Origin of the sequence: Stenotrophomonas maltophilia group sp. RNC7, assembly GCF_030910085.1 — a bacterium.
Lineage (GTDB): Bacteria > Pseudomonadota > Gammaproteobacteria > Xanthomonadales > Xanthomonadaceae > Stenotrophomonas > Stenotrophomonas sepilia.
Window position 1 is genome coordinate 71,381 of record NZ_JAVFVN010000348.1, and the last position, 14,163, is coordinate 85,543.

The window sequence follows — 14,163 nt, forward strand, 5'->3', positions numbered from 1 at the left end:
ACGGAGCCCGTTATGGCTTTCAGTAGTGGTAACAGCGGCGGCCCCATGGCCGACATCAACGTTACGCCCCTCGTGGACGTGATGCTGGTGCTGCTGATCATCTTCATCATCACGGCGCCCCTGATGTCCCACAAGGTCAAGGTGGATCTGCCGGAAGCCAACCTGATCCAGAAGCCGGAAGATGCTGAAAAGCGTCCCAACCCGATCACGCTGGCAGTCAAGGAAGACGGCTCGATCTACTGGAACGACGAAGAAATCAACAAGCAGACTCTCGAGTCCCGCTTGGCGACCGCCGCACAGCAGACCCCGCAGCCGCCGCTGAACCTGCGTGGTGACCGCACCACCAAGATGCGCGTCATCAACGACCTGACCAAGGTCGCGCAGGAACAGGGCATGCTGGACGTCGGCTTCGTTGCGACCAAAGAAAAGGGGCAATAAGCCATGGCATTCAGTAGTGGTGGTGGCAAGGGCCCCATGGCAGACATCAACGTCACGCCCCTCGTGGACGTGATGCTGGTTCTGCTGATCATCTTCATCGTGACCGCGCCGATCATGACGTACCCGATCGCCGTGGACCTGCCGCAGCGCGTGCTCAACCCACCGCCGCAGCTGGTCGAACCGCCGCCGCCGATCGAACTGAAGATCGACGCCAGCAACCAGGTCTCGTGGAACAACAGCCCGATCAATACCAGCGAGCTGCAGCAGCGGATGGAGCAGGAGGTCCAGCGTGACCCGACCAACCAGCCGGAACTGCGCATCGACGCCAGCCCGGATTCCGAGTACGACGTGATGGCCAAGGTTCTGGCCGCCGCGAAGAACGCTCAGATGAAGAAGATCGGTTTTGTGCAGCAGTAAACGCGACACCGCAACACAACAGTCATGACGCGACTGCAGACGCCCCTGGAGACAGGGGCGTTTTTTTTTGTGGGATGCAGTCGGGGTCAGAACCTTATTTGGCAGGAAAAGGGATCTGACCCCATCAGGGAGCACGCGCCCGCTATGATCGGCGCATGCTTGCCCTCTTCGATTCCCTGCGCCATTGGCTCGACGGTATCGCCCACCTCGGCACGATCCTGGCGGTGGCCTACCTGCTGTACCTGTTCGCGCTGGCGGGCTGGATCATGCTGCAGAAGCGCGAGCCGGTGGCCACGCTGAGCTGGATCCTTTCGCTGGCACTGCTCCCCTATCTCGGGCTCTTCATCTACTACCTGCTGGGCCCGCAGAAGGTGAAACGGCAACGGCTGCGTCGTGGCCGTGCACGCTCGGGCATGGAGCACTACAGCGATGTCTGCCCGCCCGATTCGGACTGCACCGAACTGGCCAAGGTGGCCCAGGCCACGACCGGACTGGCCCCAAGCAGTGCCACCGAAGTGACCTGGCTGGTGGACGGTGCGGCGACCTACGCGGCCTTGCTGGAAGCCGTTGCACAGGCGCACGATCACATCCATCTGGAGTACTACATCTTCAATCCGGATCACGCAGGCACCGCCCTGCGCGATGCCCTGGTCGAGCGCGCACGTGCCGGTGTGCAGGTGCGCCTGCTGCTGGATGCGGTGGGCTCATCCGCCCTGCCCCGCCGTTTCCTGCAGCCCCTGCTCGAGGCCGGCGGTGAAGCGATCTGGTTCCACCCACGGCAGCTGCTGAAACCGTTCAAGCGCCCGTGGCTGAACCTGCGCACGCACCGCAAGCTGGTGATTGTCGATGGCCGCCTGGCCTTCACTGGCGGGATCAACATCACCGACGAGGAAGACGAAAGCCGCAGGCCCGACGCCTATCGCGACCTGCACATGCGCATCCGCGGTCATGTGGTGCGCAGTCTGCAGCTGGTGTTCGCCGAGGACTGGCTCTACGCCAGTGGCCAGGAACCCTCGCGGATGGATATCGCCCGCTTGTGGCCGGCCGATATGCCGCTGCGCGGGGATGGCGCGATCAACGCGCAGGTACTGGTGTCCGGCCCGGATTCGGGCTGGGAGACGATCCACCGGCTGCACGTCGCCGCCATCCAGGAAGCGCACGAGCGGGTGTGGCTGGTGACGCCCTATTTCGTGCCGGGTGAAGCGGCGCGGATGGCGCTGACTTCGGCCGCGCTGGGCGGCCTGGACGTGCGCCTGCTGGTACCGAAAATGAGCGATTCGTGGTTCGTCACCCAGGCCGCGCGCTCGTACTTCGACGAGCTGTTGCATGCCGGCGTGAAGATCTACGAGTACGGCCCGCGCATGCTGCACACCAAGGCGTTCATCGCCGACGACGACGTCTGCATTGTCGGCAGTGCCAACTTCGACCACCGCAGCTTCCGCCTGAACTTCGAGCTGTCGATGATGATCAGCGACCGGGACCGCGTGGCGGCCCTGGCCGAGCTGCTGCAGGGTGAATTCGATCGCGCCACGCGGGTGCATGACCAGGCCGGGCGCTCGCTGTGGCTGCACCGCCTGCCCGAGGCCTTCGCCCGGCTGGCCTCGCCGCTGCTCTGACGCAGCGCTACACTGCGGCGATCATCCGGGGAGCCCGACTATGTACTGGTTGTACCTGCTGCTGGCGCTGGGCTGCTTTGCCTTCGCGCTGAAGACCCCAAGCGCGGGGTTGATGACCCTGTGCCTGCTGGCTGCGCTCGCCTTCCTGCTGGCCTGGGTACGCGGTCGTTACGTGGCCCGTTTCGGCGACCTGCAGCGCGACCCGGCCACCCTGATCGATGCCGAGGAACTGCGCCGCCTGCGCGAGCAGGCCCAGGCGCGCCGCAACGATGACGCCAACGGCAGCGATCCGTCCCCTCATTCCAAGTAGTTCCGTTCCATGACCCAGCTCAGCGTCAACGTCAACAAGATCGCCGTCCTGCGCAATTCGCGCGGCGGTGCCGAACCGGACGTGGTGCGCGCCGCCCAGGCCTGCCTGGATGCCGGCGCGCATGGCATCACCGTGCATCCGCGGCCGGACCGCCGCCACATCACCGCCGAGGACGTGCTGGCCCTGTCCACGTTGACCCGCGCGCGTGGCGTGGAATTCAACATCGAGGGCAATCCATTTGCGCCGCCGCGCGAGGGGTACCCGGGGCTGCTGCCGCTGTGCGAACAGACCCGTCCGGCGCAGGCCACCCTGGTGCCCGACGGCGATGGCCAGATCACCTCCGACCACGGTTTCGACTTCGAGCGCGACGCCGAGCGCTTGCGCCCGTTGATTGCCCAACTGAAGGCGATGGGCTGCCGGGTCAGCCTGTTCGTCGATGCGGGCAACCCGTCGCTGGAGCAGGCCGCCGAGGTCGGGGCCGACCGCATCGAGCTGTACACCGGCCCCTACGCAGAGGCGCATGCGGCGGGCGACGCTGCGGCAGTGCTCGAACTGTTCGCCACTGCGGCGCGGCGGGCGCAGGCAGTGGGGCTGGGAGTGAATGCCGGCCATGACCTGTCACAGGACAACCTCCGCGACTTCCTGGCCCAGGTGCCGGACGTGCTGGAGGTGTCGATTGGCCATGCGCTGATCGGCGAGGCACTGTATGACGGGCTGGATGCTACCGTGCGCGGGTACCTGACGCTGCTTTGACCGATGGATGCAGCCGAGCATGGGCTCGGCTCTACAAGGTACCCGTATCCACTGTAGAGCCGAGCCCACGCTCGGCTCAGACTTGCCCTGAACCCTTCAGACGGCCGTCGCAGCCATTGAGACAGCCCCGGCGTACGCTGCCGCAATGGGTATTGCGATCAAGGGCCGAGGTTCCACGTCCCACCTTGCTGGGCGCTTCGAAAGCACCGTCAGCGAGGCGGTGGACGACGGCTGGGCGGTCGATGAGAGCGAGGAGTTCCTCGCGCCGCGCCTGCGCACCGAGGTGCGCGCCGAGACCGCGCGCAGCATCATCACCCGCAACACTTCGCCAGACGTCGGCTTCAGCCAGTCGGTGAATCCGTACCGCGGTTGTGAGCATGGTATCAATACCCCCTGATTGTTCACTAGATAAATCCATATAGATCAACAGGTTAGAGAATAATCAGTAAACACATTGCTATCGGCACAATCCCCCGCGCAGTGCCGGCCAAACACGCCCATCCTGGAGAGGTTGGCCAACCTTCGTGGTCTGCAAAGAGTGTTAGAGCCCTGCGGCGCGCAGCAGGGCCGACATCGAGGTACCCATGCCTTTAGCAACTCGCTCCAAGGTAGCGAGAGTGAGGTTCTTTTCGCCACGCTCGATCTTGCTGTAGTAGGCGCGGTGCATCTGGATGTGGTCAGCAAAGGCTTCTTGGCTGACACCCAGATCAATGCGATGCGCGCGGATCACATCTGCAAGTTTCGCTTGGTTCGTATGCTCGACCATACGAAGCAGCTTGTGGTTCCAGTACTTTAAAGACTACGCCTCTAAAGGTAGTCTACTTATAAGTACTAATTGCATCTCCCATGAACTTTTACCTCGTATGTCCGGAACTGGAGTTCACTCTTGAGCTTCCCTTTTCTCCCATGGGCAGGGAGCAGGTCGCTATGCAGATGCGTCGAATGCAAGAAGAGGAAGGGCAAGCAAGAGGCTTTGAGTACCGCCTGGCAGAAGAGCTCTCAAAGCTCATCCCCCAGCTAACGGATTGGGACATCAAGCCGCCCACGGGTGCACAGATGGCATATGCGACTTCGCTCTGCGCACAGTTGGGCATTCCACTGCCTGCAGCAACACGTCGATCGCGGGCATTGATGCAGATCTTCTTGGCGGAAGCCAAAGCGCTCCATGGCCAACGCAGCTGATAAAGGCCTTGCCAGCCGAAGCTGTGGATAAGCCTGGGCAGAACCTACTCGCCAAACGACCGTATGGCCTACAGCTAGCTGAATTTCACGGTGTTGCGGCGCCTGTGGTTAGCAATAATACTAACGGCCCGACCTTCCCAAGTTGTCGCCATGGAACAGGATGCTCGAAAGGCCCAAGTTCCCCTCAAAGGCAGAGGGGCCGCATCGCGTGTCCCAAGCCGTTTCGATACCACTGCAACAGTGGGAGTCGACGACGGCTGGGAGTCGGTCTACCAGGAGATGGAAGACGCGCCACCGCTGAGAACTCAGGTGCAGGAAGAGCGAGCGCGCACAGTGATCAGCCACAACTCATCCCCTGACGTTGGCTTTAGCGCGTCGGTCAACCCGTACCGCGGCTGCGAGCATGGCTGTGTTTACTGTTTTGCTCGCCCTTCTCACTCCTACTTGAGCCTTTCACCAGGCTTAGACTTCGAGACGCGCCTGTTTGCAAAGACAAATGCCCCGGAGCGCCTCAGAGCAGAAATTAGCAAGTCGAACTACAAGTGCACCCCGATTGCGTTGGGGATAAACACAGACGGCTATCAGCCGATTGAAAGGAATTACCAAATTACACGCCAATGCCTTGAGGTGCTTGCTGATGCCAAGCATCCGGTGAGCTTCGTCACCAAGAGTGCCTTGATCACCAGGGACGTCGAACTGCTGGCGTCGATGGCCAAGGATCGGTTGGTTACGGTCTACTTCTCGGTCACCACGCTCGACAGGAAGCTATCTGCAAAACTGGAACCACGAGCTGCTGCTCCCCACGCAAGGCTGCGAGCAATGAATCAGCTGCACGAGGCAGGAGTACCGGTAGGGGTTTTGATCGCGCCGGTCATTCCCATGATCACCGACCATGACCTAGAAGCCATCCTTGAGGCTGCTCACGAACACGGCGCTCGGGCAGCAGGCTACGTGCTTCTCAGGCTACCCAACGAGATTAAGGACATTTGGAGAGAATGGCTCGAGCTGCACTATCCGGACCGCGCTGCGCACGTGCTTAGCTTGATGCGACAGATGCATGGTGGAAAGGAGTATGACGCCAGCTTTGGCACCAGGATGTCCGGAACTGGCCCTGTAGCGGACTTGATCCGGAAGCGCTTTGAAAAGAAGCATCGTGAACTCGGTTTCACTAGGCTGCCAGCGCTGGCCACTCATCTTTTTCAACCTCCCCAAGACAAGTCGCCACAGGGGCAACTTTTCTAGCCGAACGGAAAACGAGGCTAGCATCAGTACAAAGCTATGGATGCAGTCCGAGCGGCGCCTACAGGGACAGAGCGTCCTAGGTTTCTGAGTACTGATACCATCTCCCCGAAAAGGAAATAGCATCTCCTCCGCAGCAAGCTTAGACGGCTTTCCAAACATATTTGGTTATCCCGCTTCCTCATGAAAAGGACCAGCGTATGCCCAAGCAAGTGAGAGGTTTATCAGTCTACCGAAGCACGATTGAGCGGCTGCCACAGTTTCGCATTCTTAGCGGCCCACTCACAGAACACCAAGCGGCGATGCTGGGATTCGACGACCTTCCGCTCGCAGGCGCTTCCATTGTGCCAAGCGCCGAAGGACCCGCGACGTTATTCAATGCCCGAGGCAAAGAGATCATCCGAAAGGACCTTCCGATGGTCACCAAGTCTCGATCAATCAATACCTCGTGGAAGGACTGGCACGGACACACTCACCACGGTACTCAGACAAGATCCTATGAGACCTATCCCAGGGAATACGTTGCACCACCTGGTGAATTCCTCACTGCTGTAGATACAGACAGTGGTATCGCAATGGCTACTAGGATCATTGACCGGACGGAGCCAGAAGAGAGCATTGCAAACCTCCTCAACATCTACCTGGAATGCTTCCAACACTTCGAAATCGTTGACCCGGACCTCGCGGTGCCGGTCAGGGTCGAGAAGATCAACTGGCGCATTCTCCCTCCGGGGAAGTTCCCGTTCGATAGAGCGATGCAGGTATTGGATAGTTATCTGAAGCAGTTGACCGACAGCGACCGCGCAGTCGCTAAGCAGCGCATCCGGACCATCACTCGTCACGAGCCCGACTTCATGGCAGTCGGATTAGGCGGTTTCAGTGAGTACATCGTTTTTGGGTTCACGGGAAGGAATCGATACGTGTTCGAGAGTCCCGAGTCAGGCAATGCCACTTACATCTTCAGGAACGAGTGGGAGGCGGTGTCTCAGCTCACCAAACGCCAGATCCTTCAAGAGCAGCTGCAGGAGACCAGGATCATCCACACCTCGCGTTGGGCCGTAGAGGTCTCAGAAGCAATCCAACGGAAGTGAAGTGGTTGGGCAAAGTTTCAGAGGGGCGTAGCCCGAACCGGTACCCTGTGACCCACGCCATGGATAGCTACCTACCGATGCGTTTACTCAGGCTTAGAAGCTTAGACAGGAACTCCCAATGAAGCCAACCATCCTGGCACTGGACCTCGAAGGCACGCTCATCTCCAACGCAGTCAGTCAGATTCCTCGCCCTGGGCTTCACCGGTTCCTAGAGGATGTCCGATCGCAGTTCGAGGAACTTGTACTGTTCACTACGGTTCCCGAGGCACTTGCAAGAAGAATTGCCGGACTCCTGGCTAGGGAAGGCAGTGTTCCGGCATGGTTTGTCGAGCTTCGATACATCCACTGGTCTGGAAGGACAAAGGATCTTTCCTATGTCTCCCCCCACGTGGGTGAAGCCCTTCTCTTGGATGACCATGGCCCCTATGTGCATGATGGGCAGGAGAGACTGTGGGTCGAGATCCCGCTGTTCGGCTCCCCGTACTCGTCAGACGATGACGGGTTGCAGATCGCAGCTGAACGCCTGACCGATCGCATCATTGAACTGCAGAGTGCATCCGACCTTGGCCACATGATCGCCGATCATGGCTGAGCAGCGCGTTGTCTCGATGGCTCGTTGAAAGAGCGCGTATGCAGCGGCCGTCCTCTCGCACATTCGGCACAGTTAGGGATCAGCACGCGGGCAGCACTCGAGAAACTCTTTGATAGCGTCGCTCCGGAGAACCCGGAGACGGCCAACCAAAGGTTGCCAGCAATCAAAAGTGGTGCAGTGGCGTTGCGGCAACCTTACCTTTGCCGGCAGCAATTGAATCGGTAGCTCCAGGCGTACCCACTGCCCAGCCAACACGCTTCCCTAAAGAACGCGCAGTAGCAACCGCGGCGTCTCCCGATTGATGATGTCAACTCACTGCCAGCCTTGGGTAGCCATTGACCGCGCGCTACCGATTGCCGCGCCAAGCGGACACCAACATTGGTACTGAAGGAGCAAATCTAGCCTGCGCGACGAACGAACCCACCTCTCTGTTGCGCACTTCCCCCGTACCAGCGAGCAGGTCTTCCTTCACACCGAGCGTACCAGTAGGGTCACGATCACGCGTAAATATATGAATCAATGGAAGTAAAAAGTAGGCATGATTCTCATTTCAGTTGTTAACGTACCGTAAGGCTCACAGCAAAAAAAACTTTCCGTATACCTGATAGCTTTCGGCGCCATGGTCTATGACGTCGAAATATGCACCGCACGTGCAATCGCTTCGGAAGCGACAGGAATCAAGTGTGCGCAAGGCGTACCCTTACCCGAAGGCTTCTGCTTTTTGGTCAGCAGGTCTGATGGAACGATCGTTCAGCCCGCTTTTGAATTCTTTGCAGATGCCCATCTAACGATCGGTCCAAAGCCAAAGCTTGCCTGCAGCAAGAACACAACCGCAGCTATCGCGGCTGACCTCACCGACTTCCATCACTTTCTTGACGCAAGAAAAAAGCTCGTTTCCGACGTAGATGAGGATCTCCTCAGATCCTATGCGGACACCTTGACTGACCTGGACTCTGCGGTGACCTTGGATAAGCTCGCCGCCGCGACTATTCATCGAAGATGGTCGACCGTGACCAAGCTAATCGCATTCTGCGTGAAACGGGGATACCTGAGGAAGGCACCAGCGCTGCTGAGCAAGCAGACGAAGCGAGGAACTGTTCAAGTTCTCGACGTTGGCGTCGACCTTCCCGGGCTGAACGACGCTGACGAACTCATCACTGCGCTCCATCCCGAGACCGTCGTCGGTATTCTTGACGAACTAGGTCCAAACCCTGTGCTCGAGCGAAACGGTCTGGTTGAACTGGCATACGCAACCACGGCGCAGCGATTGATGGCTGAGCTTTGCTATCAAGCAGGACTGAGGCGGGCGGAAGTGTGCGATCTCAAAGCGAAAACCATCCTTCAGGCCCGTACGGAAGGGCGCGATCCTCTCACTGCAGTCGCCATCCCCGTGCTCGGGAAAGGTAACAAGAAGCGCAATGTTCCCGTTCCAGTCTGGCTACTCAACGCGTTGAAGCGCTATGCCAAAGGTGTTCGGCAGCGCCTCGTTGACCTCCGACTGGGATACCACAAGCTCGAGGATCACGGCGTCCTATTCGTCCTCGACGCAAACAACCGCAAGCATGCGGGCAATCCGATAACCCCGCAGATCTTCGACCGGCATTTCGCCCAGGCCAAGGACAGGCTGCTCAAACGGCTCTCCAAAGAGCGTGACCTGGCTCGCTACGAATCCACGCAGCGCGAGCGAATAACCATTCACGCCCTTCGACACACCTTCGCCTTGTACACGTACATGGAGAAGCGCGCAAACGGTGACATGGATGCGATCAAGTATGTTCAGTCGGTACTGGGACACAGTCTCAGGGATACGACTGAGTCCATCTACCTGCGAAGCGCGAACGCATTCGAGAGCGAAACCAGGGAATCGATCAGACTGCACCTTGAAGGTCAACCCTTTATGCGAATCGGCGTCGAGGCCTGACGAGTTGGAGCTCACACGGCTCCACGGCCAGCATACGCACTACTCCTCGCATGTGACCGACTCACCTTATCAAATCAGATTGAACACGGATTGGAGCGTTACGTGGCAGGAAGAAGATCCGCCCAGCTGCGGCACGCCGTAGTAGTTGAGGAAAAGGTAGGCAACACAAAGAAATGGGATGTCCGCGAGAGCGCTGGTCGCCTAGAAGTCGCGTTCAGGCGCGCCGGAGACCTGCGCGACAACATCGTTAATCTCAGCCGGTGGAAGGGCATAGGTGCAGCGGCACCGCTCTTCGCCGAGGCGTTCTGCCGAGCTAACAAGAACAGCAGGGAGACGACTAGATCCTCTTCAGCTAACAACATCGTGAGTGGCCTGGTGCAGTACCTAACCGTAAAAGGGGTAAAGATAAGCGGCCCAGACGACACTCCAATGGATCTCGGCGAGTCCTTTCTAACGTATCTGAAAGGTAGGGATACCACGCACCCGACAGTTCTCTCGGTGGAGACCCAGCGCCACTATTACGGGACCTTCAAGAAGGTCGTTCTTGCGCTGCACGAGATGGATCCACGGTGGAAGGTGATCCGTATTCCGCCAAAGCCGTTCGCAGGACTGCCACGGAAGAGCAAGCCGAAAGAGCTGGACCGTGCGGCTTGGGCCAACGTCATGAAGGCGGCGGTCGAAGAATGCATATCGACAATGGACGAAGTGTGGCCGCTTCTAGATAGGGTTCACAGTGCCCTCGCTCAGAAGAAAAAGGGCGACGCTGTATCGCTAAGCGATCCGGCAGAGGCAATTGCTCAAATATTGGCAAACTTTGACGGTCATCTTCCTCGCCAAGGCGCGGTTCACAAGCTCCCAGGCGTAGGAAAGATCAGCGAAAGCGAGTACTTCCGTCTGAGGAGACTAGCGCACCCGATCGGCGGCGATCTGATCCCATTCTTTCTCGTACTAGCCATGCACTCGGGCTTCAACGAGCAGCCACTTAGAACACTCACCCTGAATGGCATATCGGAGCACTACCCGCTTGGACAAAAGCGAACGGTGATCAAGTCCTCCAAGCGCAGGGCTGGAAGTTCCGCTCAGGGCGCGACACAGCGAGCAGCCTTCCCCGCTAGCGATCACCCGCTAGCACCTGAAAGATTGATCAGTTTCGTTATTGCTTGGACCAAACGAATCAGAGACTACGCTGCTGGTGAGCTTGCCAATGACTTCTTCCTCCACGCAGTTTCCGAAGGCGGGCGGCACAAGCGCCGAGGAATGCACATCGACTCCTACTCAGCCAGAACCGACGACGTGACCACGCGGGTGACCGGTTACATCACGTTGTTCTGCAAACGAAGGGGGCTTAAGTACTCTGGCTCTCAAGCAAACAGGCTTGCGTTCTCCGAAGCGGTTGATGGGCTGACCGACGGCGACGCCTTCGAGCTCCGAGCAATGCTAGGCCATCGGCTACTGTCAACTGGTCAAGACAGTTACCAGACAACCACGATGCAGCATCGGCAAAAGGAACAGCTGGCAGGAGCCATGACCGCACAGGAGCGCTGGGTGACTTCAAATGGAAAGATCGACACACGCTCCGCCCGAAGTGATCGTGAGCAAACGGCAGCCACGCAGGGCTTCTGCTGTGCAGATCCATTCCAAAGTCCTCAACCAGGGCAGCGCCATGGAAAGCTCTGCACCAGCTATGGTTCCTGTCCTGCATGCCCGCTCGCCGCAGCTGATCCAAACGAAGCCTACGCGCTCGCGCGCTTTCTTCAACTGCAGGAGCTATACGAAGAAGCCAGGGCAGAGCTCGGCAGCGAGATCTGGAGGCGAAAGTTCGAGAATGCCTATCTCGCTCTCCGCGATTCATGGATCCCAGCAGTGAGCACAACTGCGAATCGACAATCAGCGATGATGATCATGCTGACGCCCCTGCCTGGACTTGAATAGTCCGGCTGTACCGCCACTAGCGAATCAATTCTAGAGATATGGCTATGCCCGCAGCAAGAAAGGTCGAAACAGCGCAGGCAGCGACCCTGCATCCTTCCTTCCAAGTTGACTATGACAGTGATGTCTGGACCTTTGCCCAGACCACGGTCGGCCAACAGAAGGAGTTTGTCACAGTTGACTGGGCAATCCCTGTGGCACGCGGAGAGTTGCTCACGGACTACAAGCACAGAGGACTGCTCTCTGAGCTGAAGTGCTACCTCAAGACCGCCATCATTGAGGACACCGTACGTATGACGGTTGGGTCTATCCCTGGCACTTACATGGGCATGAGGGAGCTGGTGAAGTTCATGGGAGAGCGGGAGATCCACTCCCTCTTCGATATCACCACGGCGATGAGCTGGGACTACGTCGAAGGTCTCGAAGAGCAGTACATGACGGCCCGAAGTGATGCCGGTCGAGACAGGGCGTGGACGCATGCGACCGCCTACAAACTCATCCATCCACTTACACAGATCTACGAAATCGCGGACAGCTTGCGCGCCAGAGGCGGACAAGCACCGTGCGAAGCGCCGTTTGACGGAAGAAAGACCTACGACGTCGTGACAGAGCCGCTCGGGCTTGCTCGAACGGGTGGATTGATGCCTGTCCCGGACGAGATCTCGGTACCGATTCTTTCCTACGCATGTGAATGGATTGAGTACGGCTCGGAGGATGTGATCAGACTTCAGGCTGAGGTCATCCCGATGCTGATCGACGCAAGAAGTGCTACGGGACCGAGACGAATCGCCTGCTTTCGTCAGATCAAACGGCACATCGAGGAGTTCCAGATGAGCCCGATCCCAGGGACACTGACACCCTGGCATGAGCCATTGGCCACCATAGATCGGATTGATGACGCTGGTGACGAGCGCGAGATTAGCGGAACTCAGGGCCTGAGACGCCTAATACTAATGACTCAAAGCGCATGCAGTGTCTTGCTGCAGGGATGCACCGGGATTCGAGCTCATGAGCTGATTGGCCTCTCCCTGGACCACGATCCGACGCTACAGCACGGTGTGGTCAAGTCAGTGACGTCGCTAGACGGACTAATGGAGGTGTTCTCCATCTGTGGCATTTCCGCCAAAAGGGAAGCGACTCGCCATGAGTGGACTGCCGGACTGCGCCCGTTGGGCACGAATCACCTGCCGATCGTGCTGAAATCCGTCGAGGTGCTGGTGCGGCTAATGGAGCCTTGGCGAGCACTATCGGGCACTAAGTCACTGATGCTCAGCTTCTCCCACGCCAAGTCCCTTCCATCGGGTCCCGATGGAATCGGCCGAATGACAGCATCCAGAAATTCTCTGCTGCAACGTGAGTTTGCCGTCGAAGCCCACACGAAGAAGCGTGGCATCGAAACGACGCAAGCTGTTTACGAGGTGAGGTACCTACGCCCGCAGCGATGGAGGATCACCTTTGCGCACTATGTGTTCCGATCCAAGCCGGAACTAATGCCAGCGCTACGGACGCACTTCCGTCACATGAGCGAGCAGATCACGGATCAAGGGTACATTGGAAACGATGCGGCTCTGCTCGAGAACTTGGAAGGAGAGAGAGTCATGGAGACCTCTCGGTTCCTAGTTCAAATCACCCTCGGCAGGCCGATCGGAGGTGGACCGGCGCAGCGTCTTCTCATGCAGCATGCCGAATCAATGACCGAGGCACTGTCCAAGATGGACGGAGAGACGCCGATCGATAAGGCCGTGGCATACGTGAAACTCACCGACCTGCGGATATGGACAGGGACCTACGCAAGTTGCCTGATTGATATGTTGCCTGACCGTTCCAGCTGCAACCCACAAGCAAGCCTCCTCACTGTCCGCGCCTCGCCGAACTTCGGCCTACGGTCGCCCGGCCTGTGCGCGGGGTGCAAGTGCTGCATCATCCTGCCAGAGCATAAGGACTTTTGGGAGGATCGCCTCCTGAAAAATCAGGCCATTGTCCAGATGGAGCGGACCAACTCTAGGGATCAGTATTCCAAGATTGCTATGAGCCGTGTTGTTCAGAGTCGAGCAGTGCTGAGGATGATATCCAACGCTACCGGGGACGCTTCCGATCGTTCCGGCGAAAGTTGACGACATTTGCTCCATCGTCTCTCTTGGTACTCTGCTTCTGAAGCCGGGACACTGCGAGTTGGAGAGATGCGTTGTGGATGTTGGTCTTGTAAAGCAGAGCCTTCAACCTTGCGTTCTCAGCCTTAACCCTGGCGAGCTCTTCAGCTACTGAGCCTCGCCTCTCCTCCTCAGCCAGCTCCTGAATTTTAAGCCAGACGTGCCCAAGTCGAGCGTGCCTTGATCCAAAGCTCCCTCTATTTACTCCTGCCTCTGCCGCGACCGCGGTAGGCGTGATGATCCGATGACCTGCGGCCATCTTTGCCTTCAGCAGTTCATTGGTCGGGCGTCGCTTCACCAGGCGGTCAAGAGCGGCCAATGCCTTATCCTCTACTGAGTTGGGTCTGCTCATTCTGCTGTCCGCTGACGCATCATTGGTAAGCAGATAGCCTACGCCACCTTCGCCGCCCAATCATCTAGGTGGGACAAGGAGAACCTTGAAATCAATCCTGATGCAGTCGCTGCCCGGCGAGACCCACGTTCTTCAGACCCAGATGTTCAGCAACGACTTTGGGACAAGGTCCA

Annotated in this window: 14 protein-coding genes and 1 pseudogene; 13 read left to right on the forward strand and 2 right to left on the reverse strand. The window is 58.5% G+C overall.

Annotation, left to right across the window (positions count from 1 at the left end; translation table 11 throughout):
- Positions 1 to 12: 12 nt before the first annotated feature.
- From RCF13_RS05735 to RCF13_RS05760, 6 genes and pseudogenes are all read left to right on the forward strand, one after another.
- Positions 13 to 438, forward strand: coding sequence for a biopolymer transporter ExbD (locus RCF13_RS05735; RefSeq protein WP_005421196.1), 426 nt, complete (start codon positions 13 to 15; stop codon positions 436 to 438).
- A gap of 3 nt (positions 439 to 441) precedes the next feature.
- On the forward strand, positions 442 to 855 hold the full coding sequence (locus RCF13_RS05740) for a biopolymer transporter ExbD (RefSeq protein WP_005411740.1): 414 nt from the start codon (positions 442 to 444) through the stop codon (positions 853 to 855).
- Between the two features lie 155 nt (positions 856 to 1,010).
- Entirely contained in the window at positions 1,011 to 2,471 is a 1,461-nt protein-coding gene (gene cls / locus RCF13_RS05745) for a cardiolipin synthase (RefSeq protein WP_049413411.1), read from the forward strand.
- A gap of 40 nt (positions 2,472 to 2,511) precedes the next feature.
- Positions 2,512 to 2,781, forward strand: coding sequence for a hypothetical protein (locus RCF13_RS05750; RefSeq protein WP_061480714.1), 270 nt, complete (start codon positions 2,512 to 2,514; stop codon positions 2,779 to 2,781).
- 9 nt (positions 2,782 to 2,790) lie between these two features.
- Positions 2,791 to 3,534, forward strand: a complete 744-nt coding sequence (locus tag RCF13_RS05755; protein WP_134968144.1) for a pyridoxine 5'-phosphate synthase — start codon at positions 2,791 to 2,793, stop codon at positions 3,532 to 3,534.
- Between the two features lie 145 nt (positions 3,535 to 3,679).
- A pseudogene (locus tag RCF13_RS05760) lies at positions 3,680 to 3,916 on the forward strand (radical SAM protein); the annotation flags it as partial.
- 159 nt (positions 3,917 to 4,075) lie between these two features.
- Here the strand turns inward: RCF13_RS05760 and RCF13_RS05765 are convergent.
- Entirely contained in the window at positions 4,076 to 4,300 is a 225-nt protein-coding gene (locus RCF13_RS05765; RefSeq protein WP_012478633.1) for a helix-turn-helix transcriptional regulator, read from the reverse strand.
- A gap of 80 nt (positions 4,301 to 4,380) precedes the next feature.
- On the opposite strand from RCF13_RS05765, the gene RCF13_RS05770 reads away from it, so the two are divergent.
- The 7 genes from RCF13_RS05770 (at position 4,381) to RCF13_RS05800 (ending at position 13,602) form a co-directional block, all read left to right on the forward strand.
- Positions 4,381 to 4,716 (forward strand): hypothetical protein, encoded by a 336-nt coding sequence (locus tag RCF13_RS05770; RefSeq protein WP_012478634.1) that lies wholly within the window; start codon positions 4,381 to 4,383, stop codon positions 4,714 to 4,716.
- A 150-nt stretch (positions 4,717 to 4,866) separates the two neighbouring features.
- Positions 4,867 to 5,958 carry a PA0069 family radical SAM protein gene (locus RCF13_RS05775; protein WP_021204599.1) on the forward strand — a complete coding sequence of 364 codons (1,092 nt, stop codon included), beginning with the start codon at positions 4,867 to 4,869 and terminating at the stop codon, positions 5,956 to 5,958.
- 413 nt (positions 5,959 to 6,371) lie between these two features.
- Positions 6,372 to 7,046, forward strand: a complete 675-nt coding sequence (locus tag RCF13_RS05780; RefSeq protein ID WP_229298499.1) for a hypothetical protein — start codon at positions 6,372 to 6,374, stop codon at positions 7,044 to 7,046.
- A gap of 118 nt (positions 7,047 to 7,164) precedes the next feature.
- Positions 7,165 to 7,638 (forward strand): NIF family HAD-type phosphatase, encoded by a 474-nt coding sequence (locus RCF13_RS05785; protein WP_021204601.1) that lies wholly within the window; start codon positions 7,165 to 7,167, stop codon positions 7,636 to 7,638.
- A gap of 619 nt (positions 7,639 to 8,257) precedes the next feature.
- On the forward strand, positions 8,258 to 9,559 hold the full coding sequence (locus RCF13_RS05790) for a tyrosine-type recombinase/integrase (RefSeq protein WP_012478638.1): 1,302 nt from the start codon (positions 8,258 to 8,260) through the stop codon (positions 9,557 to 9,559).
- 90 nt (positions 9,560 to 9,649) lie between these two features.
- Positions 9,650 to 11,491, forward strand: a complete 1,842-nt coding sequence (locus RCF13_RS05795; RefSeq protein WP_021204602.1) for a hypothetical protein — start codon at positions 9,650 to 9,652, stop codon at positions 11,489 to 11,491.
- Between the two features lie 44 nt (positions 11,492 to 11,535).
- Positions 11,536 to 13,602 (forward strand): integrase, encoded by a 2,067-nt coding sequence (locus tag RCF13_RS05800; protein ID WP_308140948.1) that lies wholly within the window; start codon positions 11,536 to 11,538, stop codon positions 13,600 to 13,602.
- Here the strand turns inward: RCF13_RS05800 and RCF13_RS05805 are convergent.
- Positions 13,565 to 13,990: a hypothetical protein gene (locus RCF13_RS05805; protein ID WP_125892599.1), complete on the reverse strand. Its 426-nt coding sequence runs from the start codon at positions 13,988 to 13,990 to the stop codon at positions 13,565 to 13,567. The genes RCF13_RS05800 and RCF13_RS05805 overlap by 38 nt on opposite strands.
- Between the last annotated feature and the right edge of the window lie 173 nt (positions 13,991 to 14,163).